This window comes from Pseudomonas sp. LBUM1674 (genome assembly GCF_059695635.1).
Genome location: NZ_CP166779.1, coordinates 6,264,466 through 6,287,557 on the forward strand (window position 1 = coordinate 6,264,466; position 23,092 = coordinate 6,287,557).

A 23,092-nucleotide genomic window follows, 5' to 3' on the forward strand; every position below is an offset into this window, starting at 1 on the left:
CTAGGTTAATGCAGGGCTCGACGTCATCGTGATGGTGTGCGGTACACGATGACTGGGAACGTCCGCGCACACTGGGTGAGCGGACGGTCGTATACACCAGCCCCTATTACCAAGGCTGATGCTTGCTCGAATTTATGGTGCTGGCCTCTCGGCCTGCCAAAAATTGCAGCTGAAGTTGTTCAACCCCCCACCGTAGGGACTAGGTCTCACCGCGAACACCTCAGGCACAGCATCACCGTCGCCACCATCGCGGAAGAACTCCCTCATAGAGAAGAGGGCCTGAGCCTTCAAACGCTCCCATTCTCTGTACAGAGTGTCTTCTAGATCCCTCGCTTCTTGGGCGGCGCTGGGTTTGCGCTTGGGCAGCGGCAACGTGTAGCTGGGCTGAGGGTAGAAATCGTAGACGAACGTCAGGTGCCCGTACTTCCAGTCCGCAGACGGCGACGCTCGCCAGCGAAACGACACTTGCACTGACAGTCGCTTACTGAGATGGAAAGGCGGCCTGATCTGATCATCAATGAAGAACAGCTCACCCTCTTTACGCTCAGTTTCGAGCCGCCCTTTCATCTGCTGCAAAGCGTGAATGAGGTCATTGCCGGCATACAGCGCATCCTGCCGAGTGCGTTCGCGCTTGGCATGGGCCTTGGCCCTGCTGTACTCAGCGATCGCTTGTTGGAACCGATGGAGCTTGGTAGCCACGTAGGGCCCACAGTCACTGAGACCGAGGCCATGAATCGGCCCTACGCGCCCTTCATCCAGGCACTGGCGTACCGCTGCCAGAAGCACCGCTTCATCGACGTCGCTGATTGCCGCTTGCTGATCACTGGGCAAGATAATGTACGACATAACCAAAACTATCCTTGTGTAATGGAGGCTTGGCTAAGGCCTCATCTCAGCCCTTGGCCACTAGCAAGCCTTCGCCCGCGCCTATGGGAGATTGATTGTCCATGATGGCAGGAAGCTCTTGAGGTTAATTGGGCGATGCTGTCACAAATTCTCAGATAGGCACAATGCCAGCATTGCTGGCTCCTGAAGGCGGACCGATCAACTGCTGCAAAACGTTGAGCGTGTATCTCCCCTGTTTTTGTCGACGCCTTCAAGCTTCAAGGAGGGCTGCTAACCCTGCGTACCTGTCCGCTTTTGGCCGTTTTCTGCTCCTCGCGACGGGCAGAAAACGGCCAAAAGCGGGCAGTCGACGCAACGCCAGTCTAATGATGTGGCGGCAGCGCATCTGCTAGGCTTTGGCGCGGTTACCGATCCCATCAGGAAAAGCTTGAAGACCAGCTACAAGCCATCAAAGGCCTGCAACAAGGCCAGGTGCGAGTTGTTATAAGTGAGGGTTACGTCGATACCCGAAGATTCAGTTCTGCGGGATACTCTCCCAGCAACACGCGCAAATTTTTGAGGGAGCACCGATATAATGCCGACGAAGGCAAAAGCCAACGTCTATGACAATGTGATCGGTCCGCTGGCCTTGCGGGTGCATTTTGTTCTCCACTGCCAATGTCACAGTCGACGAAGCATATCTTGCAGAGATTTTGGCCGTCCGCCCTGCGGTATCTGCCGACTGTTTCAAACATAATTGTAGTCCTGAGACATCCCGCAGGCTGACCACCGTCTGAGCTTCGAACAACTGATCCAGTGGCGCTCAGTTGACAACCATGGAGCCATTTACCTGGATCAGCAGGACCATCGAGTCTGGCTAAAACCATCCTAAGAAATGCGGTCCGGTTGCTTCCCCGTCGATGCCCTATCGAAACCATCAGAGGCTTGGGACTGGGTTTTCTTGCCTTGTGGGGCGCGACTATAACCATCCAGCGCGACAAGTTCATGTTTCAGGTCCAGTTGAGTGCGGCTGGAACCGTTCTCCGTCAGCGTCGGCTGCGTCCCTGCACAGGCAAGTGAGCGTTGTTGAAAGCAGACCCCGCTTTCGCTCCGATTATGCTCTGCGGCTGCGTTTGCATGTATGGCTGCGCCGGCGAAGTTAAAAACAATAATAGTTAGATAGCTCTTGAGAGTTTTCATAAGTGATTCTTTAACAAATGATTGGAAGTAAACGGCGGATGTAGCATCAATTGCCGTCGTTGCAATTCTCGGCCAGCTTGCTGTAGCCCAGAACCCGCTTTTGGCCTTGCGACTCCAGATAGCTCATCTGTACACGCCAGGACTGGATCTTTTCTTCGGTCAGACAAAGCACTTTCTGAATGTCAAGCTGGATGCCGTAGGTGAGATCTCGATCGCTTCGTTGGTTTGCGCCGTGGTTGGCAGAGCTGCGATGTTCATGAGTGAACAGGCAGCAGCTGCGATGGCTTTGAAATTCATTGTCGTTCCCCGTGTTCGATGAATAAATCATGGTTTGTTAGCCGATCCAGTTGGTCTCGATGGGCCCCATTGAACGCTTTTCAGGTATATATACTGTGTCGAAAAAAACACCGATAAATTCTTTTTGTGTCTGAGGGGCGTTGCGATACAAAGCGATACAATCAGCGCCGTTTTGCATGCGCTGCCTTGCATACATCGGGCGCCCACAGACAGGTGCTTCTGACACCGCCAAACTGCGCCCATTAATGAAGGTACGTTTTATGAAGCATGTCGCGGCAATTGCCTAAGAAATGTCGGCTATTTACCGTAGTGATCGTAGTCGGTCTGTGGTGTGCGCTTTCTTGGAATCCAACTAGGTCGATATGGCTACCCTAGACGACAGATGCCGGGCGACGATGGCCTGCCCTCTGTGCAGCGAGCGTGTGCACAACCAGCATAAGGCCACGCCGAGCGGCTTGCTCATCTCGCGTTTAGATAACGCTGATCACAGCATCCGCCTTAAAGCGTGCTGAAGATTCGCTTGGCAAACCGTTTGCTGCTCGAGAAATGCGTCGCATAGGCACGCCGCCGTCCAGCCTGGTGGTGCAGAAAAGCGGGCGCCTCGTTAGGTTCAGACCCCAGCAATTGGACACTACCGCCCGTTACCGTGAGACGAAAACGAATTCCCGGTCCGCAATGAGAGGTGCCAATTACTGTCTTCTGCGGGGTGCTGATTGGTCACAATGGAGGCTCAGTCGGCACGCAGTAACTTAGTTTAACCAAGGCAGCGGAGCCAACCTGTTCGACCGGTCCATCGTCTTGCTTGTCAGCTACCTACACCATCCGCTGAGAGCAGCCACATCTAATGCGCACCATAGATAGTTTTTGTACCCCACTGTATCCAGTGCACCCATAGACTCATAAACATTCAAAACGACCGGATTCGGACATAACAGGATCACCCCACCCTGCAAGAATTCGCCACGCCGGCTAGCCCTTGACCAGGGTTTTCGTTCGAACAGTTGGCATTGCATCTTGGTTCGTCAATGTTCGCTACGGCGTCGTATGGCGCGCTCTTTCCGCCAAAACTCAATCAGAAACGGGTGCAGCGACACAAAGTACGTATGCCTCGATCTGGGTTTCAGTGGAAACGAATGGCGGTAGCTGATGTTAGGAAAAGCACAGTGCTGTCGCCTGTGTCACAGCAGGGATCGCAGACTGTAGCAAAAGTCGTCCGACTTATCGGGCGATCCCAAACCTTACTGAGGAATACTTGCCATGAATATTCAATCCAAGAGTTTGCGAGGCTGGCAGTTGTTCAGCCTGATCGCGGTACTGGTTACGGCGATGAGCGCTACGGCCATAGCAATCCAGCCAGACCTTGTCGACGGGCTTCGCAGTGCCATACGCGCCACCGCACGTTCATCCTTCGTGCTCTTCCTGATCGCCTTTACGGCCTCTGCCTTCGCCGTACTGGTACCGTCACCGCTCTCAAAAGCTCTAGTCCGTGAGCGTCGCTTCATTGGGCTTGCCTTTGCTTTTTCACACTTGGTGCATGCCGTAATGGTCTACGTCTATGCGCTAGTTGATACGGAATTTCGGCAGTCGGCCACAGTGGCGAACAACATTCCAGGCACGATTGGCTATATGTTTATCCTGCTGTTGGCGCTGACTTCATTCAAATCGTCAGCCCGTTTATTAGGGCCAAAAGCCTGGAAGAAACTGCACGTTACCGGTATGTGGGTTATTGCCGCCGTATTCATCTACGCCTACTTCACGGATATCTCTAAGAGCGCCTGGTACGTCCTCCCCTTCGGTCTCATTTGCGGTGCGGTAGCTGTCCGCTTGGTTGGCAAACTGGCAATAGCTAACAAGCGCAACCAAACCAAGCAGACACCGAGCCGCCAGGCTGCCAGCGCATCTTAATGCGTAGAACATAAGGTCAGTGTCGGAGACCGCCGTTAGCCAAGCGGCGATCCACGGCACAACCTTTTTTAGGCAACTTAATTCAGAAGCAATTACACCGATTGCTGTCTAAATTACCGCCAACGCTAGCTTCGGGTCGTTCACTGCAGGCAGCGCGGCGGACTGAGCTGATCAAGCCGAGAAATTGCCACTGACAATATTTCCGCACGTTCCTTAGGTTACGAGTTCAAAAAAAGGGGTTCTAGTGAAATCCATATCACCATAGAGTCCTGCAGCCAACGGACACAGAAGGAGTCTCAGCTAGCCGCGATCAGGGCCAAGATTATCTTGATCTTTTCCGGTGATAGCTCCGCACCTAATGCCATGATTTCTGCCCGAAAAACGGGTTCTCTTGAGCGTCCGCTTCTGGCCGATTTCTGCCTGTCGCAACCGGCAGCTATGGGTAGTTCACTGCCAATCATGGTTACGAAACGTGCTGATCAGATCGAATGCAAACGGGTGGTCAACTGGAGTGCAGTATTCCAATTGGTATTCCAACTAAAAATAAAATTATATATTAATGTTATAAATCAACAATTTACTAAACGGATTCAAATTACCCCGGCCCACCAATCGAAGCTAACGAAGCCCGCCAAGTGCGGGCTTTGTTGCATCTGGGATTCGGTAATCGATGGCCCGCACATCCCCTGTGTAATTGAATGGACTCGCCCAAGCCGAGGCGTCTATGCGCCACGGTGGCATTCTATGAAAGCCAACGACAGCGAGGGCGAGGCCATGAGCAAGCATACGACGATAATCAAATCCTTGTCGCCAGCCGATCTTGCGGCGTGCACGACAGTAGCGGTGGATCTTGCGAAGAATGTGTTTCAGGTCGCGGGGGAAGATTCCCTTGGCCAAGTGGTCCACGAACAACGGATCAAGTCCCGTGAAGCTTTCCACCGGTTCCTGCGCCAGTTGCCGGCGGATGTGACGGTACTGATGGAGACCGGGCCGGGCGCGCAGGCCTGGGCACGGCTATTACAGGCGCAAGGCAATCCAGTGCGGATACTGCCGGCGCAGCGTGTGGCCGAGCACCGTAGCGGCGCGAAGAATGACCGCAACGATGTGCTGGCGATATTGCGTGCAGGCCGAGACCAAAAAATTGCAGCAGTGCCGGTTAAGAGTGAGTCGGCGTTAGCAATGCAAGCGCTGCACCGCGTCCGGCAGGGATGCATGCGACGGCACACGGCCTTGGGTAACCAGATGCGTGGCTTGCTGCTGGAACACGGCATTGCCATGGCGCAGGGCGAGACAGCCCTCAGTCGAGGTGTACCGCGGGTACTGGAAGACCCCAGCCATCCGCTACCGGATATGTTGCGCGAACTGATCGCCGAAATACTGGTTGAATGGAGCCAACTGGGCGAACACATCAACGTGCTGACGGGACGCCTGGAAGCCAGTGCACGCGCGGACGAAACGGCGAAACGACTGATGACGATACGGGGTGTCGGCCCGATCTTCTCCACGGAGATGCTGGCCAAACAGACCGAACCTGAACGCTTTGCCAACGCGCGCCAGTTCGCCGCCTATTTCGGCACGGTGCCCGAACAGCACAGCACCGGGCAAAAGATTCGACTGGGCAAGATGTGCAAGCGCGGTGATGCCTACCTGCGCAGCTTGGCGATTCAAGGTGCGCACGCCGTATTGAGGCAGGTGCGGCCAGATTCGGAGCATCCAGATGACCAGCGTCTGCGACGCTGGTTGAGCCGTCACGGTCAAAAAGGCGCGGCGGTGCGGTTAGCCAACCGCAACCTGCGCATCATGTGGTGCTGTTGCAAAACGAGCAGACCTATGATCGACAACCGGCCACTGGTCAGAGGCTGTGATGAGGGACTGATCGAGAGGATTTGACAGAGTTCTGCCACCGGGGCGCTGAGCCGCCTCAACCCATGCTGAAGAACATTGACCCCAGGTCAGACCGTCGCGGATAGATGCCTGAGCTCCTACCGGCCCTTGAGACCTGAATGTAATTGGTATCCCGCGAGCTCACCCAATGTTGGCCAGAAGCCGATGAAGGCTTCCTCGAATAGGCCTTATACATAGATGCAACCGGGTAGCAGTGTTCAAAAGCGGGTTGAAAGTGGGGGCGAGTCCATACATAGGAGCTGGCTTGCCAGCGAAGACGCCAGCCAGACCACCACAAAATCCCGCGGCCGCATCAACCACCGTCGCCGCGACCGTCCTCGGAGACGCCCATGCACCAAGCCCTCCTCATCATCGACGTCCAACCCAGCTTCACCCCACCCCAATGGCTCATCGACGGCATCCGCACATTGATCGGCACCCTGCCCAGCGCCGCCACCGTCGAACAGCACGACGAATCTAAAACACCCTTCCAGAAACATCATTTCAAGCACACCGTGACATTGGACAAACTGCAGCAACGTTAAAGTCGGGATGCTTGGCGCTACACCCTCTATGCTGCTGTCTCATCTACGTGGACAACACCACCGAACAGAAGCATTCAGGAAGATGTACATGATTGCCCGGATTTCAGCTTCCTTCGCTGTCACGATTTCTTTGGCTGCCCACGCCACCGCCGAGGTCGCACCTCTTGTCGAAACCCCTTTCAATAACGGCGCCGAAACCGTGACGGCCACCCAATCCATCAAAGGCCCGCTCACAGCACAGTACCTTTCATCGAGCCTTGTCGGTGATACCACGGACAGCATCCAGCCGTACGACCAAACGCTCGAATTGCAGGGCATTCGTTTTCATGTGACGACGGCGTTGGTCGATGGAAATCCTGTGCTCTACATCGCACCCCAAGGGCTGGAAATCGATAACTCGAAGGTGACTCACCCTCTTACCGGCAACATCGTTCGGGCGGAGGTCGCGGACCTTGATCGCGACGGCTCACCCGAGATTTACGTCTTCGTCAGATCATCGGGGCGATCGATGGCGGGCGAGCTCGTTGCCTACTCCGCTAACCGCAAGAAATCGCTCAGCGAGATTTATCTGCCACCTGTCAGTGACAACCCGAAAATTGCAGAGGGTTACCAAGGCGAGGATGAGTTCGCTGTGATGGAAAATGCGCTGGTGCAGCGGTTTCCAGTCTATGACGGTACTGACGCCGGGGCGGGGCGGACGGGAAAAATGCGGCAGGTTCAGTACAGGTTGATCCCAGGGGAGGCAGGGTGGCTGTTGAGGGTTTCTGAGGTGACGGAATACTGAGATATTTTTTTGGGTGCCACAGAAATGACCACCTCTGATCCGTTAGCTACTAGGCGAGTAGGCGAGTAGGCGAGTAGGCGAGCGTGTAGTAACAGTCCTAGGAAATTTCCTGCAAGTTGTAGCGCCTTCCATGAACTGGCGGACGCTACTACTGACCGATAATCTTCTCTCTTCGCTGTAACTCAGCGAACGGTTTTGACAGGCCGAAAAAGCGTGGGGTCCCGAAACTATTGGAGTCTTCCATGAAAAACAACATCCCAAATTCGCTTGAAAAAGCGAACCTTGCAGAATCAGAAACCCTCAGCTTGGCCGAACTCTCCGAAATCACCGAACGACGCGTCAGTGCCCGCCTCCGCAATCCCAATCACCCCGATCCCGTCAGCCACGTCTTCACCATCCTCCCCAACATCGACACACCCTCCCTGCTCGCTCACGCCTGTGAAACCCTGGCCTCGCTCAACGTCATGAGCACGGACCTTGCCTGCGATCTGGAAAGCTCTCGCCGCAACGTAGCGTTGGCGATCCAGCAGTTGGCGGTGGTGGCCGAACTGTTGGTAAACCGAGCGCTGGACAATCTGGACCCACCCGATGGATTGCCAGAGCCCCAGCCCACCAGCCACCCCTGAGTGGCGACGCTCCTTTGTTACCGACTGGAGGTTTTGTCATGGATCGATACATGCCGGTTACCGGCATCGATTGCAGCATTGCGTCGCTGTTGATCGACACCGAAGCGCCGCTGGACGTGTTGCATGAAACCGCGGCCTACCGCATTCGCACGGCAACCCAATTGCTGGAGACCTTCGCCGTAAACGAAAATGTTCACAGTGAACTGGCGCGGGTGTTGGTCACTTCACTGCGCGACGGCTGCGATTTGTTGGACGTCGTCGGGCGGCGATTGCAGGCGCAGGTTTTGATGTAAAAAGAAAATGGGCGACCGCTGAGTTCGCCCATTTTTAGACTGTCATCCAACGCGGCTTTATGCACAACGACTCAACAGAAAGTTTCACTTTATGTAACCTTCTGTGGAGTCCGCCTCCTCACATTTATTCAGAACAGCTCCCCAAGTTCTTCAAGAGTCGGCATGGCCGCTGGAACAACGGTGATCTCACAATCCAAAGCGCCCAATACACGCGCATACGCCATCATGCTCACAGATAGAGCACCCTTTTCCACGGCAATGACTTTCTGCCGCGTCAGCCCGGCTAGTTCGGCTAGCTGTGCTTGCGTGTGGCCACGATTTATACGCTTTTCACGTATTTGTTTGCCAAGCCGCGAGGCTAGTAGGGTGTAGTCCATGTTCGGTTACCGTGACATTGATGTCAAAGTGTAGCGCATACGTAACATTAAGCGATTCACAAATCATTCTCCTATTGCAGCAGATGCGCCATGCAGATGAATTTTTCTTCACCCCATCGCCCCTCAACAACCGGTACATTGCACTCGCTCTTCAAGAAACTACGGTTTGCCCGCCCTCCCGCGGGCTTTTTTTTGCCTTTTGTATGGCCAGCTGCATTCTGTAACCACCCTCCTCTGACGCAAATCACTCCCCACACCTCCATAGGGTGTACCATCAAAGACTGTCCATCAGATATCAGTTAGCCATGTCCACGCTAAGCGAAGAGAGCCGTCAGATCGTAGCTTCTCTGACGCACCGCGTTGGCCCCAACGCTGACATTGCGACCGTCGCACAAGCGATCGCTTCGATATTGCAGGCTATGGACGCCGCCCTCACGCCCATCCTTGGCCAGCAAGGGGTTGTCGCGCTTTATCGCCGCAGCCTTCATCTGTGCGTCGCCAATCATCCGCGTCTGGCCGGCACCTATGACGGTGTGCAGGCCTCCCTGGATCTGCCTGCCCTCAAGTCCGTACTCGTTGAGCAAAGCGAAGCCGATGCCCTGTTTTTCGGTGAAGTGTTGCTGACTACTTTCTACCAGCTGCTGACCACGCTGATCGGGCCCTCGCTCACCGCACGTTTGCTTCGTGGCGTGTGGGAACCTTCTTTGAGCGACACCCTTTCGCAGGAAACTTCGCAATGAGCACCAAAGTGACTATCAACCGTCTGGCCACCGGCGTGCCAGGACTGGACGAGGTGCTGGGCGGAGGTTTGCCGGAGTTTTCGTTCAACCTGATCGCCGGCCCGCCTGGCTGCGGCAAAACCACCCTGGCGCATCAAATGATGTTTGCCCTGGCGACGCCTGAACGCCCGGCGTTGTTCTTTACCGTACTCGGCGAGCCGCCGCTGAAGATGCTGCGTTATCAGCAGCAATTCGACTTTTTCGACAGTGAAGCGATCAACCAGTCGATTCGCTATGTCAACCTGGCCGACGATACCTTGGCCGGGAATCTGGACGAAGTGCTGCGGCGCATTGTCAGCGAGGTGGAGGCTCATTCCCCGGCGCTGGTGTTTGTCGACTCGTTCCGTTCCGTGGTGCTGGCCAGCCAGACCCAGGACAACCCCAACAACAACCTGCCGCAGTTCGTTCAGCAATTGGGTATGTTGATGACTACCTGGCAGGCGACGACCTTCCTGATTGGCGAATACTTCACCGAAACCGACACCAACCCGATTTTCACCGTGGCCGACGGCCTGATCTGGCTGCGCCAGAGCGTTCAGCGCAACTCCATGGTGCGCAAGATGGAAATCATGAAGATGCGCGGCCAGCCGACGCTGCCCGGCCTGCACACCTTCCGCATCGCCACGTCGGGCATCAAAGTCTTTGCGCCTGCGGCACTGAACCCGGATGAAGCGCCGCAGGTGTTCCCGATCAAGCGGTTGAAAATGGGCGTGGCGCAGCTCGACGAGATGCTCGGCGGTGGCCTGCCTTGCGGTTACTCCTTGCTGGTGGCCGGGCCGTCGGGCTCGGGCAAAAGCATTCTGGCCTCGACATTCCTCGCTGAAGGCGCGCGCAATGGCGAAACCGGCGTGATTGCAGTGTTCGAGCAACGACCCAATCACTCCCAGAACTCCACCCTCGCCAGCCTGATCCAGAGTGGTCAAGTCGGTCTGGTGGACAGCCGCGCCCCGGACCTGTCCATCGACGAAATCGTGCAGTTGTTGTTGAGCGAGGTCACCCGGCTGAAAGCCACCCGCGTCGTCATCGATTCGCTGTCGGGCTTCGAGCTGGCGCTGGCGCCGACCTTCCGCGAAGACTTCCGTGAGTCGCTGTCGCGCATGGTCACCGCGCTGACCAGGGTCGGCGTCAGCGTGTTGATGACCTCGGAGCTGGAAGACCGCTACACCGACTTGCGTTTCAGCCCTTACGGCACGGCGTTTCTCACCGACGCCATCATCGTCCAGCGCTATATTGAAGTAGAAAGCCGTTTGCTGCGCATCATGGCCGTGGTCAAGGTGCGAGCCAGCGCCCATTCCGATGAACTGCGCCTGTACCGCATCGACAACAACGGATTACAGATTGGCGAGATGTTGCCGGACCAGGAAGGTTTGCTCGGAGGCCGGCCTACCCGGCGGCGTTTAAGCAGAGACGATGGATGAGCAAAAATTCATGAATGAGGCAAATGGCAAGAACGAGCAAGCGATGGTCACTGCCGCTCGCGAACTGTTCCTGCTCGGCCAGAAAACCGTTGAAGCGCGGGCAGTACTGGCGGCATTGCATAAGGAAATGTGCGACGCCAATACCCAGCTCGCCGATAGCCAGCAGATCGAGCAACTGATCGAAGCCAACCAGCAATTGGTTCTGGCGATTCTGTTGGCGCAGTCGGATGCTGAAAAACCAAAAGTCACGCAGGCAGAACAACGGCTGTACCTGGAAATGCGCGAAGCCAACGAGCAATTGGTGGTTGCCGCCCTAAGCGCGCAACACCTGCAAGCCTCGGCCGAACACGCGCTGGAACAGCAACGCAACGTCCTCACCTTGGTGGCCCACGAACTGCGCAATCCGCTGACCCCGATAAGCATGATTGCCGGCCGACTGGTGCGGGTGCCTAGTGAGGAACTGCCCCGCATGCAGAAGTTGATCGAAGGTCAGGTGCAGCACATGTCTCGGTTGGTGGAAGATTTGCTCGACGTCGCTCGCGCCAGCACCGGCAAGTTTCGCCTCGATTGCCGCATTGTCGATATGTTTCAGATCATCCATGAGGCGATAGAAATCTGTAACCCGGTCATGATCGCTCACAACTTGCATTTCAGCGCAGAACTGCCCGAGTGCGCGCTGGCAGTGAGCGGCGATTCTGTGCGGCTCGCTCAGATTCTCGGCAACCTACTGGGCAATGCGGCCAAGTACACACCGGCGGGCGGTACGGTCAGCCTTTCGATCACCGCAGAGAACGGCGTGTTGGAGATGAGCATCCGCGATACCGGCATCGGTATCACCGCCAAGGCACTGCCGTTCATATTTGAGCCATTTGTGCAGGATGTTCACGCGATCGGTTTCAACGGCGCAGGCCTGGGCATCGGCCTGACAGTGGTTCGCGAGCTGGTCGAGGCCCATGGCGGCACGGTCATCGGCCTGAGCGATGGCGACGGCAAGGGCAGTACCTTTATGGTGACGTTGCCCTTGGTGGTTTGAGTTTTTCCAATAATCGCTATGCCCCCTGACCAGCGCTGGTCCCGGCGCCTTGCGTGACATGTCCTACGTGTGAAGAAAACCAGAAGAAAAATCCCACAGGACTTTAAGGTTGTCGGTCGGAAGCTCGCTCAATAACCTTTGGCAGTCGCTGAAAACTCAGCGATCGGGTGTGAGATCCCGGCAAAAAGTATGCATCTAGCGCCAGTGCCTTCATAATTGGCGCCAGCTTATCCGCTGCCAGAAAATGCGTTATGGCGGCTGTGTGCGGGCAGACTTCGGTCTGGCCGGGTGCCTACTACCGGTGATCTCACACTGCACATAGCTGCCACCTCTTCGCCGCTTGAGATCCGGCAAGTGATGGCTCCCATTTCAGTAGGAGTTTTCACATGGATAAATTAACCCCCGATCCCCCCTGCGAAACCGCCAGACCCTATCGCCCCAACACCCTGTTCATGGTCGTCCCGGACATGGACACCGAAAGCCTCCTCGCCCATGCCTGCGAGTCATTGGCTTCAGCCAACGTCATGGCCAATGATTTCGCCACCTACCTGAACGGTCCGCAGCGCAACACCGCGCTGGCCATTGCGCAGATCATCATGTTGGCGGAGCTGGCAGTGAACCGGGCGTTGGATAACGTCGATCCGCAGGGGTAGGCAGGCGTTCATTCAGGTGTACGGCGTTATCGCTCATCGCGAGCGAGCTCGCTCCCACAGGGGGCATCGTCGTCCACGGATTCGGTGTACGCCATCGATCACTGTGGGAGCGAGCTTGCTCGCGATGACGGCCGACCCGTTAATGGAGAGGTCGTCTGCCCCACCGCTTTCGCGAGCAGGCTCGCTCCCACAGTTGATCTGCGACAACAAAAAACCTACCTCAATTGACGGGCTGAGGCTGAGCCACTGACGCCGGTTCTTCATGCTGTTGCAGAACCGGCAACTCCAGCCGCGCTCGCCCATAAAACGCCAGCGCCGTCAGCAAACACGCCAGCCACACGAAGATCCCCGCCCAAAAGGTGTGGGACATGTAGTGCCAGCCTTGTAGAACCCGCGTCGTGCCGTAGACGAAACCGAGCGCCAGCGAGCCGTACATTACCGCTCTGGAATGGCGCCAGCGGTAGCGGCGCGCGACGAAGTACAACGCCAGCATGGTAAAACCACCCGAAGCATGACCGCCCGGCCAGCAGCGCCCGTCCCCGGCAACGTTCAGCAGATCGAAATTCTGGTACCACTCCTTGTGTTCAATTTTTCCACCGTACTGGGTCGTTTCGATCGGGCAATACACACTGGTATGGCCCTTGAGGTAGTGGATCACGCCCGTGCTAATGGAGAACGCGAACACCACATAAAGGAAATCACGACGGTGCTTGCTGGCGAATCGAAGCACCGGAGCGACCTTGATCTTTTCCAGGAGCGCGACGATTTTCGAATGTTTTTCAGACTTCAGACGCGGCCAGAGAAATGACAGCAAGGCGCCGACGATCGCGATCTCGCCGGTCCAGTTCGGGATGATCCGCGTCCATTTGTGGGTGATCTTTTCGAACAAATGGATTTGATCCAGCGGGAACACTTTCGCAGTCGGGTCATAGAAAAGGTCGCTGAAGGCGATGTCGATTCTGGTCAGATCGAACATCAGGAAAACCACGACCGCACAGGCCAGCGGGATACCGAAGTTCACCCAGTAAAAACGCGAACGGGAGGAAATCAACATTGAGTGCCCTGATCGAGAAAGTGAATTCATTCGCGGGTCACCGAGCGCCAGTCCGAGGCTTCGATGAAACCGAGCATGCGCGGTGCCTGTAACGATTCGGCCGAAATGAACAAGGAAGCGCCGTAACCCAGGGTCGAGCTTGGCAACTTGAGGTCTTTCAGGAGTTGCGACATGCATTCGCTGTGGGTCACCAGAATCAGATTGCGGCCCGCCACTTTGTGCGCCAGGGCGTCACGCAACATGGTGCCCTTGCAATTGATCAACCAGTCTTCATCGAAACTGACCTTGTTGAACATATAGCCGGCGGTCTGCGCTGTCCGCATGACCGGGCTGTTGTAGATGTCGGCCTTGTTCAAGCCCAGTTGCTCGAACTGAGCACCCACCGCCACCGCCACGCTGCGAGAACGCTCGGTGATGCCGTCATTGCCGCTCAGGCAGGCTGCCGAGGAGTGATCGCAACGTTCGACGTGGCGCACCAGCACGATCATCTCACCTTTGGCCCAGCCGGCCGCCAACGCACGGGCGCCCGCCACATTACCGTCGGCCAGGTCCGGCACGGCGGCGGGTCGCAACAGCCATACCGTCAACGGGATCACCAGCAGCGCCGAGGCCAGCACCACAGCCCCGTTGCGATAGCGGGCCAAACGGCTCAGGTCGAGGGAGCGTTTAAACCCGAACAGACTCAGTCTCAATTCCACATCAAGCCGCCTCGCCGGCATGCATCACTGTCATTCGATGCCGCGAGGGTAGAGAGGCGCGCGTTGGCTGGGAGTGAAACGGTTGTGAAAAAAAGCTTAAAAACAACAGCAAAAAATCGCAGCCTGCGGCAGCTCCTACATTGGAAAACGCGCACTCCTGCATGAACGTTGTAGGAGCCCTGTAGGAGCTGACGAGTGAAACGAGGCTGCGATCTTTTGATCTCCCTACAGTTCCCAACCTCGCTGCCGATACACACCTGCTACCTACCTTGCTGGCGCCCAAAAACAACAATCTTCCAGCCAACCGACGATCAAGAAACACAACGTTCCTGGAGGAATTTGATGAATAGCTGGTTCGGCAATATCAGCGTGAACCTGAAACTGGGCCTGGGGTTCGGCCTGGTCCTGACCCTGACCTGCATCCTCGCCCTGACCGGCTGGACGAGCCTGGGCGGTTTGATTGACCGCAGCAACTGGATGAGCGACATCACCCAGCTCAATGCCGGCCTGACCAAACTGCGCGTGGTTCGTCTGCAATACATGCTGACCAACGGCGACGAAACCGCCGCGCAAAACGTACAGACCACCCTGGACGCGTTCTCCGCCCAGCAACAAGCGCTGCTGGTGAAATTCAAGAGTCCGGAAAACCTCAAGTTGTTGAGGGAACAAGGCGCCGTCATCGAGGCTTACAAGACGTCCCTGAACAAAATGCGCAGCGCCTATCGCACCGGTAACAGCGCCCGCGACGTCATGGGCAGCAACGCCGAAACCGCCAGCAAACTGATCGACGCCATCAACACCGCCGTGCTGCAAATGCCCCCGAGTGATCAGCGCTTCGAACAGTTCCAGGCCATCACGGCCGCCAAGGAAGCCTTCTTGCTGACCCGCTACGAAGTGCGCAGCTACACCGCCACCACCAATGCCGAGACTGAACAAAAGGCCGTCCGCCAACTGGATATGGCGATTGCCAGCCTGAAGTCACTGCACGGGCATTTCGCCGAGACTCAGCCTGACACCCTGCGTCAGCTGGAAACCGCGCTGAGCAACTACCGCAGTGCCTTGCAGGCTTATAAAAACGCCAGCAACGACGCCGTCCAGGCGCGCAAGGAAATGACCGACCAGGGCGCCGCCATCGTGTCCCTGAGCGATCAGCTGTATCAGATTCAGCTCGAGCGCCGTGACGCCGAAAGCGCCCAGGCCCGCACCCTGCAACTGATCAGCACCCTGCTGGCATTGTTGGTGGGCATCATTGCTGCCGTCATCATCACTCGCCAGATCACCGGCCCGTTGCGCGACACCCTGGCCGTGGTCGAGCGCATCGCCAGCGGCGACCTGTCCCACGACGTCAAGGTGACCCGCCGCGACGAACTCGGCGTATTGCAGCAAGGCATTGCGCGCATGGGCGTCACCCTGCGCGATTTGATCAGCGGCATTCGCGATGGCGTCGCCCAGATTGCCAGCGCCGCCGAAGAGTTGTCAGCCGTGACCGAGCAGACCAGTGCCGGGGTCAACAGCCAGAAGATCGAGACCGATCAGGTGGCCACGGCCATGCATGAGATGACGGCCACGGTGCAGGAAGTCGCGCGCAATGCCGAGCAAGCCTCCCAGGCGGCGGCTGCCGCTGACGGCGAAGCTCGCGAGGGCGACAAGGTGGTCAACGAAGCCATCGCCCAGATCGAACGCCTGGCCAGCGAAGTGGCGCGTTCAACCGAAGCCATGAATGTGCTGCAACAGGAAAGTGACAAGATCGGCAGCGTCATGGACGTGATCAAGGCTGTTGCTGATCAGACCAACCTGCTGGCGCTCAACGCCGCCATCGAAGCGGCCCGTGCCGGTGAAGCCGGTCGAGGTTTTGCCGTGGTGGCCGACGAAGTCCGTGGCCTGGCCCAACGCACCCAGAAATCCACTGAAGAAATCGAAGGCCTGGTCGCCGGCTTGCAAAATGGCACCCAACAAGTGTCGGCGGTGATGAACAACAGCCGCACCCTGACCGACAGCAGCGTGGCGCTGACCCGCAAGGCCGGCGTGTCACTGGAAAACATCACCCGCACAGTGTCCAACATCCAGTCGATGAACCAGCAGATCGCTGCCGCCGCCGAGCAGCAAAGCGCCGTGGCCGAAGAGATCAGCCGCAGCATCATCAACGTGCGCGACGTGTCTGAACAGACGGCCGCCGCCAGCGATGAAACCGCAGCGGCCAGTGTTGAACTGGCGCGGTTGGGCAATCAGTTGCAGATGATGGTGAGTCACTTCCGGGTGTAGATGGTAACGTCTATTGAATCCCGCTGAAGGTCTCTGTGAGAACAGCAAGCCATTAACTTAACTTGCAGCAAACGTAAAAAACAACAAACCCCGCAATTAGCGGGGTTTGTTGTTTTTCGGGCGCGATGGCAATGGAGCACATCGAGATACAAGTATTCTAGCGCTGCTCAAGGGCAGCTAACACATGCCCAGGGTCATTGTGTATGGCGCGCAACAACGCTCGAGCAGGACCTTCTGGCTCCCGCCGACCTTGCTCCCAGTTCTGAAGCGTTCCCAGCGCGACATCAATCGCTTTGGCAAACCGCGCCTGTGATAGCCCTGTGGCCTTGCGGATCATTTTGACCTTTACCGCGTCAACGTGAAACTCACGCGATGGCGGACGCTCGCCACGATCAATCTCATCCATCTGGGTCATGCTTTCGACCAGACGGTTGAATAGATTCTTTTCCATCATTTCCACCCTCTGTTTAATTCGATCAGTACTTTCTTTTCGGCTGGGGAGAGATCATCTTTGATCCCCTTGCGGTAGATCAGAATCAGCCGGATCTGATAGGCCGCTGAGATGTGGTAGTAGATCACCCTGACCCCACCTCTCTTACCTTTCCCGTTCGCGGCCCAGCGGACCTTTCTCAATCCATTGGTCCCTTGAATCACATCACCGGCCGCGGGGTTCTCGGCCAGGTACTCTTGAAATTCGCCGTAGCTTTCATCGCTCAGAAGCTCGCCAAGGTCTTCTGTAAAAATAGGGGACTCAATGAATATCATCTTGATGCGCTGTCCGTCATTGGCGTATACGCAGGATAGTCAATCATGCTTTGGCGCGCAACACCCTGCCGATCATTCAGTCTGTGGTGAATGACAGATCCAATCGCGGGCAAGCCCGCTCCCACAGGGTGCAGATCAGACCTGTGGGAGCGGGCTTGCCCGCGATGGCGATATGACAAGCAACCTATAGCCCCAACTAATCACGAGATTCTGGATTTCTCTGATGCCGCCATGAGACAAAGATCAAAAGATCCCAGCGTTCGGCAGCTCCTACATTGATATGTGTTTCTGCGTACCACGCTCAATGAAAGCCTCTGCGCAAATCCCCTTCCCGCGCCAGAAACCGCCCTGCCCTTTTGCCATTCGCCTGCCCCTCGCAGTAACTCAACACGCCATTGACCCAAACCCCATCAATCCCTTCCGCCGCTTGCTGCGGATCATTGAAGTCCGCCACGTCGCGAATTGTTGCAGGATTGAACAACACCAGGTCCGCCCAATGTCCTTCGCGGATTTCGCCACGTTCTTTCAAGCCGAACCGCGCCGCCGACAATCCGGTCATCTTGTGCACCGCGGTGTGCAGTGGAAACAGCCCCACATCGCGACTGAAATGTCCCAGAACCCGTGGAAACGCGCCCCACAAGCGCGGATGCGGAAATGGGTCTTCCGGCAATCCGTCGGAGCCAACCATCGACAGCGGATGCGTGAGGATTCTTCGCACATCGGCCTCGTCCATACCGTAATACACCGCGCCGGCCGGTTGCAGGCGGCGGGCGGCATCGAGCAACGGCACGCCCCACTCGGCGGCGATGTCCATCAGGTCGCGGCCGCCCAACTCCGGGTGCGGCGTGGACCAGGTGATGGTGATGCGATGGGCATCGGTCACTTGCTTGAGGTCCAGGGTCGATGAGCTGGCCGCGTAGGGATAACAGTCACAGCCCACCGGATGGGTTTTCGCCGCTTGTTCCAGGGACGCCAGCAATTGCGGACTGCGCCCCCAGTTACCGGCGCCGGCACATTTGAGGTGGGAAATGATCACCGGGGTTTTCGCATGGCGGCCGATCTGGAAGGCCTCATCCATGGCTTCCAGTACCGGTTCGAATTCGCTGCGCAAATGGGTGGTATACACCGCGCCGAAAGCGCTCAGCTCTTCAGTCAGTTGCATCACTTCGTCGGTGGACGCCGAGAACGCGCTGGCGTACGCAAGACCCGTGGACAAGCCCAATGCACCGGCCTCCAGGCTTTCACGCAGCTGTTCGCGCATCGCATTGATTTCATCAGGCATGGCGCTACGAAACAGGTCGTCGAGGTGATTGCTGCGCAATGCGGTGTGGCCGACCAGAGCCGCCACGTTCAACGTGGTATTCGCCGCTTCGACGGCTGCGCGGTAAGCACTGAACGTCGGATAAACAAACGCGGCGGCCGTGCCGAGCAGGTTCATCGGATCTGGCGGATCGCCGCGCAAACTCACCGGCGAAGCGCTGATCCCGCAGTTGCCGACAATCACCGTGGTCACCCCCTGGCTGAGCTTGGGCAACATCTGCGGCTGACGGATCACCACGGTGTCGTCGTGGGTGTGCACGTCGATGAAGCCTGGCGCCAATACGCGGCCGGCGGCGTCGATTTCTTCGATGGCGCTGGCGTCGAGGTCGCCGATGCGTTCGATGCGACCCTTCAGAATCGCCATGTCGGCGGGATAACCTGGGGTGTTGCTGCCATCGATGATCAGGGCGTTGCGAATCAGCGTGTCGTACTTCATGTCAGTCTCCCAGCGGCAGGTGATCGTCACCGCCGCGGTAGTCGTCCAGGGCGAGTTTGATCCGCCGCAGACGCTCTTGATTGTGTTCAGGGTTGGCCAGCGCCAGTTCGGTGGCGAGCACGTCGATGGCCAGCAACATGCCGTAGCGCGCCGCCGTGGGTTTGTAGATGAACGAGGTTTCGACGCCTTGCAGCGGCAGCAGCACATCGGCCAATTGCGCCAGCGGCGAGTCGGCCCGGGTGATGGCGAGAATGCGTGCGCCGTAGCTGCGCGCCAGTTCGACGGCTTCGAGCAGTTCGGGGGTGATGCCGGTCAGCGAACAGGCAATGACGGCGCGGTCGGCATCGAGGCTGGCGGCGGTGACACGCATCATCACCGGGTCGTGGCACACCGCGATCGGGTAGCCGAATCGCACCAACCGCACTTGCAGTTCATCGCTGCACAAGGTCGAGCAACCGCCCATGCCGAAGGCGTGGATCATCCGCGCCTTGCCCAGCAACTTCACCGCGTCGGCGAAGCGCGACTCGTCGAATGCCGACAGATGCTGGCGCAGGGTCGATTCGATATCGCCAACGATCTGTCCATAGAACGCCGACTGGTCGGGTGTGCCCGCCGGGTCGAGGAAACGGCTGCCGACGCCGCTGGCCTGGGCCAGTTGCAGGCGCAGGTCGCGCAAGTCGCGACAGCCGACGGTGCGGGCGAAACGCGAGAGCGTGGCGGTGCTGACTTCCGCCCGCTGCGCCAGTTCATCGAGGCTGGCGGACGCGGCAAATCCTACGTCGTCGAGCATCAGCCGGGCGATGCGTCCTTCGCCGGCGCTGAAGGAGTCCTGACGGGCGCGGATCTGGTAGAGGATGTCCATGGCAGGCGGCTCCGGCTAAAGCAGATAAGAAAGGCCGACGGTCAGACCGAAGGCGACCACCGAGATAATGGTCTCGAGTACGGTCCAGGTCTTGAAGGTCTGGGCGACGGTCATGTTGAAGTATTCCTTGATCAACCAGAAGCCGCCGTCGTTGACGTGGGAAAAGATGACCGACCCGGCGCCCGTCGCCAGCACCAGCAGCTCCGGATGGGGATAACCCAGACCAATGGCCACAGGCGCAACGATGCCCGACGCGGTGGTCATGGCCACGGTGGCGGAACCGGTGGCGATGCGCATCAAGGCGGCGAACAGCCAGCCCATCAACAGCGGTGACAGATGGAAGACCTGGGCCAGGCTGACGATCTGATCGGTCACCCCGGCATCCACCAGAATCCGGTTCAAGCCACCGCCCGCGCCTACCAGCAAGGTGATGCTGGCGGCAGCACCACCGGCAGCAGAATGGTCGCCATGGTGATGCCGAAACCCGGCAGGCTGTCGCGCGGTTCACGCTCGAGGAACTGACGTTCCAGGGGATTATCTTCCGGCAGCTGAATGCGCGGCACGATGAACTTGGCGTACAGGGGGCCGGCGATGATCGCGGTGGGAATGCCGATCAGAATCGCGTAAAGCAAGGTCTGCCCCACGGACGCCTGATAGGCCTGCACCGCCAGCATCGCCGCCGGATGCGGCGGCACCAGCGCATGAACCACCGAAAGCCCGGCGACCATTGGCAAACCGACCATCAGAATCGAAACGCCGACGCGCCGCGCCACGGTAAAGGCGATCGGCACCAGCAATACAAAACCGACCTCGAAGAACAGCGGCAGGCCGACCAGAAACGCGATGCAGACCATCGCCCAATGCGCATTTTTCTCACCGAAGCGGTCGATCAGCGTACGGGCCATCTGCTTTGCGCCCCCGGACTCGGCCATCATCTTGCCGAGCATCGTCCCCAGCGCAACCACCAGCGCGATATGCCCCAGGGTTTTGCCCACCCCGGCCTCGTAAGCGCCCACCACACCGGACGGCGGCATACCCGCGAGCAAGGCCAGGCCGATGGACACCAGGGTGATGACAATGAACGGATTGAGTCGGTAACGGGCGATCAGAACGATCAGCGCAATGATGGCGACGGCGGCATAAACCAGCAGCCAATAGCCGAAGGACGGTGTCATGCGGTACTCCTCGAAAGGGTCACGTCGAATGGGTTGCGAAACTCATAAATCATTTCGAGGCGTGATTTTCAAACGAGGTGAAAGTAATTTTCGTGCAGAGGTAAGGGATGTCGCTGAGAGGTATGCGGTGTCGGACGATATGAAAATCGGATAGTGAGACTTTCATCGCCCCGACGCTGATCGTTCCCATGCTCTGCGTGGGAATGCAGCCCGGGACGCTCTGCGTTCCAAGAGCGAACGCGGAGCGTCCGGCGAGGCATTCCCACGCAGAGCGTGGGAACTATCATTCAGTCGTGGGTCATGTGGGCACGTTTGAGCAACTTCTTGCAGCGTTCCGACAAGTGCAGCACACGCAAGTGCTTGCCCGCCTTGTCGTAGCGTTCACGCAGGGTCTTGAGCGCAGCGATGGCCGAATAGTCAACAAAGCTCAGGTGGCGACAGTCGATGGTGACCACGGAGGGGTCATTGGCGGGATCGAACTGGTTGAGAAAAGGCGTAGTCGATGCGAAGAACAGCGTGCCATGCAGGAGGTAAAGCTTGCTGCCGTCGGCTTCCAGGTGAGCGTCGGCATAGAGCTCGCGAGCCTGTTGCCAGGCGAAGTTGAGCGCGGCAATGATGATCCCGCAGAGTACGGCGGTGGCCAGATCGGTGAACACCGTAATCACCGTGACTGCGATGATCACCAACACATCGTTCAGCGGGACTTTGTTCACCACCCGCAACGAAGCCCAGGCAAACGTCTGCTGTGCGACCACGAACATGACCCCGACCAGTGCCGCCAGCGGGATGCGCTCGATCAGCGGCGACAAAAACAAGATGAACAATAGAATCAGGACACCGGCCACCACACCGGACAGTCGGCCACGACCACCGGAACTGAGGTTGATCACCGTCTGGCCGATCATTGCGCAGCCGCCCATGCCGCCGAACACACCGGAGACCATGTTGGCCGCCCCCAGCGCCACGCATTCGCGATCCGGGAAGCCACGGCTTTCGGTGATCTCGTCGGTGAGGTTCAGGGTCAGCAGGGTTTCCAGCAGGCCGACCAACGCCATCAATATCGCGTAAGGGGCGATGATGTGCAGGGTTTCCAGGTTCCAGGGGATGTCTGGCAGCGCGAGCGTCGGCAAGCCGCCGGCAATGTGTGCCATGTCACCCAGGGTGCGGGTTGGCAAGCCGAGCAGATAAACCGCGAGGCCAACACCCAGGATTGCCACCAGCGCCGGCGGTACGGCGCGGGTCAAGCGCGGCAACAGGTAGACGATGGCCATCGTCACCGCTACCAGCCCCGTCATCAGGTACAACGGCTCTCCGCTCAGCCAGGTGTCACCGCTCTTGAAGTGCTCCAATTGGGCCAGCGCGATGATGATCGCCAGGCCGTTGACGAAGCCGAGCATCACCGGGTGCGGCACCATGCGCACCAGTTTGCCGAGCCGCAGCAGACCGAACGCCAGCATGATCAGGCCCCCCAGCAGCACGGTGGCCAGCAAGTACTGCACGCCGTGCTGGACCACCAGCGCGACGATCACCACCGCCATCGATCCGGCGGCGCCGGACACCATGCCCGGCCGCCCGCCGAAGAGCGCGGTCAGGGTGCAAATGATGAAGGCGCCGTAAAGGCCCATCAAAGGATTGAGGTGGGCCACCAGCGCGAAGGCGATGCATTCTGGGAGCAAGGCGAAGGAGGTGGTGAGTCCGGCCAGCACATCGGCGCGCAGACGTTTTGATTTCATGGTTTACCCGGCAATACAGGCCGCAGGAAGTGGCCGGAAAAGAGAGGTGCGGATGTTACGGAATCGAGGGCGGCCCGGCCAGTTGTCGGGTTGCTGAAAACGCAATCGCGGGCAAGCCACGCTCCCACAGGTAGTGTGTCGTTCGCGAAATTGATGAACGACACAATA

20 protein-coding genes and 5 pseudogenes are annotated in these 23,092 nt (G+C 57.9%); 13 read left to right on the forward strand and 12 right to left on the reverse strand.

Annotation, left to right across the window (positions count from 1 at the left end; translation table 11 throughout):
• Positions 1-132: 132 nt before the first annotated feature.
• A complete protein-coding gene (locus tag ACA067_RS28700) occupies positions 133-846 on the reverse strand; it encodes a hypothetical protein (protein ID WP_497459538.1) in 714 nt (237 codons plus the stop codon).
• Positions 847-1,219: 373 nt separating this feature from the next.
• Between ACA067_RS28700 and ACA067_RS28705 the strand changes: the two are divergent.
• A pseudogene (locus tag ACA067_RS28705) lies at positions 1,220-1,350 on the forward strand (LysR family transcriptional regulator); the annotation flags it as partial.
• A 363-nt stretch (positions 1,351-1,713) separates the two neighbouring features.
• Here the strand turns inward: ACA067_RS28705 and ACA067_RS28710 are convergent.
• Together ACA067_RS28710 and ACA067_RS28715 are read right to left on the reverse strand one after the other, a co-directional pair.
• Complete coding sequence (locus ACA067_RS28710; protein WP_497459539.1) at positions 1,714-2,025, reverse strand: hypothetical protein; 312 nt, start codon at positions 2,023-2,025, stop codon at positions 1,714-1,716.
• Between the two features lie 46 nt (positions 2,026-2,071).
• Positions 2,072-2,353 (reverse strand): DUF2790 domain-containing protein, encoded by a 282-nt coding sequence (locus ACA067_RS28715; RefSeq protein WP_497459540.1) that lies wholly within the window; start codon positions 2,351-2,353, stop codon positions 2,072-2,074.
• A 1,226-nt stretch (positions 2,354-3,579) separates the two neighbouring features.
• On the opposite strand from ACA067_RS28715, the gene ACA067_RS28720 reads away from it, so the two are divergent.
• The 6 genes and pseudogenes from ACA067_RS28720 (at position 3,580) to ACA067_RS28745 (ending at position 8,359) form a co-directional block, all read left to right on the forward strand.
• Positions 3,580-4,227 carry a ferric reductase-like transmembrane domain-containing protein gene (locus ACA067_RS28720; RefSeq protein ID WP_497459541.1) on the forward strand — a complete coding sequence of 216 codons (648 nt, stop codon included), beginning with the start codon at positions 3,580-3,582 and terminating at the stop codon, positions 4,225-4,227.
• A 774-nt stretch (positions 4,228-5,001) separates the two neighbouring features.
• Positions 5,002-6,092, forward strand: a pseudogene (locus ACA067_RS28725) (IS110 family RNA-guided transposase).
• A gap of 369 nt (positions 6,093-6,461) precedes the next feature.
• Positions 6,462-6,608: pseudogene (locus tag ACA067_RS28730) on the forward strand (hydrolase); the annotation flags it as partial.
• A 136-nt stretch (positions 6,609-6,744) separates the two neighbouring features.
• The gene (locus tag ACA067_RS28735) at positions 6,745-7,440 is read left to right on the forward strand and encodes a hypothetical protein (protein WP_497459542.1); all 696 of its coding nucleotides are present in this window, start codon (positions 6,745-6,747) and stop codon (positions 7,438-7,440) included.
• A gap of 242 nt (positions 7,441-7,682) precedes the next feature.
• Entirely contained in the window at positions 7,683-8,066 is a 384-nt protein-coding gene (locus tag ACA067_RS28740; RefSeq protein WP_497459543.1) for a DUF6124 family protein, read from the forward strand.
• Positions 8,067-8,104: 38 nt separating this feature from the next.
• A complete protein-coding gene (locus ACA067_RS28745) occupies positions 8,105-8,359 on the forward strand; it encodes a hypothetical protein (protein ID WP_497459544.1) in 255 nt (84 codons plus the stop codon).
• 128 nt (positions 8,360-8,487) lie between these two features.
• On the opposite strand, the gene ACA067_RS28750 is transcribed toward ACA067_RS28745, so the two are convergent.
• Positions 8,488-8,736: a helix-turn-helix transcriptional regulator gene (locus tag ACA067_RS28750; RefSeq protein ID WP_497459545.1), complete on the reverse strand. Its 249-nt coding sequence runs from the start codon at positions 8,734-8,736 to the stop codon at positions 8,488-8,490.
• Positions 8,737-9,041: 305 nt separating this feature from the next.
• Here ACA067_RS28750 and ACA067_RS28755 point away from each other — a divergent pair, with 305 nt between their 5' ends.
• The 4 genes from ACA067_RS28755 (at position 9,042) to ACA067_RS28770 (ending at position 12,619) form a co-directional block, all read left to right on the forward strand.
• Positions 9,042-9,476 (forward strand): hypothetical protein, encoded by a 435-nt coding sequence (locus ACA067_RS28755; RefSeq protein WP_497459546.1) that lies wholly within the window; start codon positions 9,042-9,044, stop codon positions 9,474-9,476.
• A complete protein-coding gene (locus ACA067_RS28760; RefSeq protein ID WP_497459547.1) occupies positions 9,473-10,933 on the forward strand; it encodes an ATPase domain-containing protein in 1,461 nt (486 codons plus the stop codon). The genes ACA067_RS28755 and ACA067_RS28760 overlap by 4 nt, the downstream gene beginning before the upstream one ends.
• Before the next feature lie 10 nt (positions 10,934-10,943).
• On the forward strand, positions 10,944-11,966 hold the full coding sequence (locus ACA067_RS28765) for a sensor histidine kinase (protein WP_497459548.1): 1,023 nt from the start codon (positions 10,944-10,946) through the stop codon (positions 11,964-11,966).
• A gap of 386 nt (positions 11,967-12,352) precedes the next feature.
• Entirely contained in the window at positions 12,353-12,619 is a 267-nt protein-coding gene (locus tag ACA067_RS28770; protein WP_497459549.1) for a DUF6124 family protein, read from the forward strand.
• A gap of 220 nt (positions 12,620-12,839) precedes the next feature.
• On the opposite strand, the gene ACA067_RS28775 is transcribed toward ACA067_RS28770, so the two are convergent.
• Together ACA067_RS28775 and pmrG are read right to left on the reverse strand one after the other, a co-directional pair.
• Positions 12,840-13,673, reverse strand: a complete 834-nt coding sequence (locus ACA067_RS28775; RefSeq protein WP_497462862.1) for a phosphatase PAP2 family protein — start codon at positions 13,671-13,673, stop codon at positions 12,840-12,842.
• Positions 13,674-13,699: 26 nt separating this feature from the next.
• Positions 13,700-14,371, reverse strand: coding sequence for a lipopolysaccharide core heptose(II)-phosphate phosphatase PmrG (gene pmrG / locus ACA067_RS28780; RefSeq protein WP_497459550.1), 672 nt, complete (start codon positions 14,369-14,371; stop codon positions 13,700-13,702).
• 342 nt (positions 14,372-14,713) lie between these two features.
• On the opposite strand from pmrG, the pseudogene ACA067_RS28785 reads away from it, so the two are divergent.
• Together ACA067_RS28785 and ACA067_RS28790 are read left to right on the forward strand one after the other, a co-directional pair.
• A pseudogene (locus tag ACA067_RS28785) lies at positions 14,714-15,775 on the forward strand (methyl-accepting chemotaxis protein); the annotation flags it as partial.
• 144 nt (positions 15,776-15,919) lie between these two features.
• Complete coding sequence (locus ACA067_RS28790) at positions 15,920-16,633, forward strand: methyl-accepting chemotaxis protein (RefSeq protein ID WP_497462863.1); 714 nt, start codon at positions 15,920-15,922, stop codon at positions 16,631-16,633.
• A gap of 157 nt (positions 16,634-16,790) precedes the next feature.
• Here ACA067_RS28790 and ACA067_RS28795 read toward each other — a convergent pair whose 3' ends face one another.
• The 6 genes and pseudogenes from ACA067_RS28795 to ACA067_RS28820 form a co-directional block, all read right to left on the reverse strand.
• Entirely contained in the window at positions 16,791-17,084 is a 294-nt protein-coding gene (locus tag ACA067_RS28795; protein ID WP_497457514.1) for a helix-turn-helix domain-containing protein, read from the reverse strand.
• Entirely contained in the window at positions 17,084-17,398 is a 315-nt protein-coding gene (locus ACA067_RS28800; RefSeq protein WP_497459551.1) for a hypothetical protein, read from the reverse strand. The genes ACA067_RS28795 and ACA067_RS28800 overlap by 1 nt, the downstream gene beginning before the upstream one ends.
• A gap of 301 nt (positions 17,399-17,699) precedes the next feature.
• Positions 17,700-19,154 (reverse strand): N-acyl-D-amino-acid deacylase family protein, encoded by a 1,455-nt coding sequence (locus ACA067_RS28805; RefSeq protein WP_497459552.1) that lies wholly within the window; start codon positions 19,152-19,154, stop codon positions 17,700-17,702.
• Between the two features lies 1 nt (position 19,155).
• Positions 19,156-20,016, reverse strand: a complete 861-nt coding sequence (locus ACA067_RS28810; protein ID WP_497459553.1) for a MurR/RpiR family transcriptional regulator — start codon at positions 20,014-20,016, stop codon at positions 19,156-19,158.
• Positions 20,017-20,031: 15 nt separating this feature from the next.
• A pseudogene (locus ACA067_RS28815) lies at positions 20,032-21,191 on the reverse strand (GntT/GntP/DsdX family permease).
• Between the two features lie 287 nt (positions 21,192-21,478).
• On the reverse strand, positions 21,479-22,924 hold the full coding sequence (locus ACA067_RS28820; protein ID WP_497459554.1) for a SulP family inorganic anion transporter: 1,446 nt from the start codon (positions 22,922-22,924) through the stop codon (positions 21,479-21,481).
• Positions 22,925-23,092: the final 168 nt, after the last annotated feature.

Coding starts and splice junctions, on each gene's coding strand:
- ACA067_RS28700 (WP_497459538.1), bottom strand. CDS start 846: ATGTCGTACATTATCTTGCCCAGTGATCAGCAAGCGGCAATCAGCGAC.
- ACA067_RS28710 (WP_497459539.1), bottom strand. CDS start 2,025: ATGAAAACTCTCAAGAGCTATCTAACTATTATTGTTTTTAACTTCGCC.
- ACA067_RS28715 (WP_497459540.1), bottom strand. CDS start 2,353: ATGATTTATTCATCGAACACGGGGAACGACAATGAATTTCAAAGCCAT.
- ACA067_RS28720 (WP_497459541.1), top strand. CDS start 3,580: ATGAATATTCAATCCAAGAGTTTGCGAGGCTGGCAGTTGTTCAGCCTG.
- ACA067_RS28735 (WP_497459542.1), top strand. CDS start 6,745: ATGATTGCCCGGATTTCAGCTTCCTTCGCTGTCACGATTTCTTTGGCT.
- ACA067_RS28740 (WP_497459543.1), top strand. CDS start 7,683: ATGAAAAACAACATCCCAAATTCGCTTGAAAAAGCGAACCTTGCAGAA.
- ACA067_RS28745 (WP_497459544.1), top strand. CDS start 8,105: ATGGATCGATACATGCCGGTTACCGGCATCGATTGCAGCATTGCGTCG.
- ACA067_RS28750 (WP_497459545.1), bottom strand. CDS start 8,736: ATGGACTACACCCTACTAGCCTCGCGGCTTGGCAAACAAATACGTGAA.
- ACA067_RS28755 (WP_497459546.1), top strand. CDS start 9,042: ATGTCCACGCTAAGCGAAGAGAGCCGTCAGATCGTAGCTTCTCTGACG.
- ACA067_RS28760 (WP_497459547.1), top strand. CDS start 9,473: ATGAGCACCAAAGTGACTATCAACCGTCTGGCCACCGGCGTGCCAGGA.
- ACA067_RS28765 (WP_497459548.1), top strand. CDS start 10,944: ATGAATGAGGCAAATGGCAAGAACGAGCAAGCGATGGTCACTGCCGCT.
- ACA067_RS28770 (WP_497459549.1), top strand. CDS start 12,353: ATGGATAAATTAACCCCCGATCCCCCCTGCGAAACCGCCAGACCCTAT.
- ACA067_RS28775 (WP_497462862.1), bottom strand. CDS start 13,673: ATGTTGATTTCCTCCCGTTCGCGTTTTTACTGGGTGAACTTCGGTATC.
- ACA067_RS28790 (WP_497462863.1), top strand. CDS start 15,920: ATGCATGAGATGACGGCCACGGTGCAGGAAGTCGCGCGCAATGCCGAG.
- ACA067_RS28795 (WP_497457514.1), bottom strand. CDS start 17,084: ATGGAAAAGAATCTATTCAACCGTCTGGTCGAAAGCATGACCCAGATG.
- ACA067_RS28800 (WP_497459551.1), bottom strand. CDS start 17,398: ATGATATTCATTGAGTCCCCTATTTTTACAGAAGACCTTGGCGAGCTT.
- ACA067_RS28805 (WP_497459552.1), bottom strand. CDS start 19,154: ATGAAGTACGACACGCTGATTCGCAACGCCCTGATCATCGATGGCAGC.
- ACA067_RS28810 (WP_497459553.1), bottom strand. CDS start 20,016: ATGGACATCCTCTACCAGATCCGCGCCCGTCAGGACTCCTTCAGCGCC.
- ACA067_RS28820 (WP_497459554.1), bottom strand. CDS start 22,924: ATGAAATCAAAACGTCTGCGCGCCGATGTGCTGGCCGGACTCACCACC.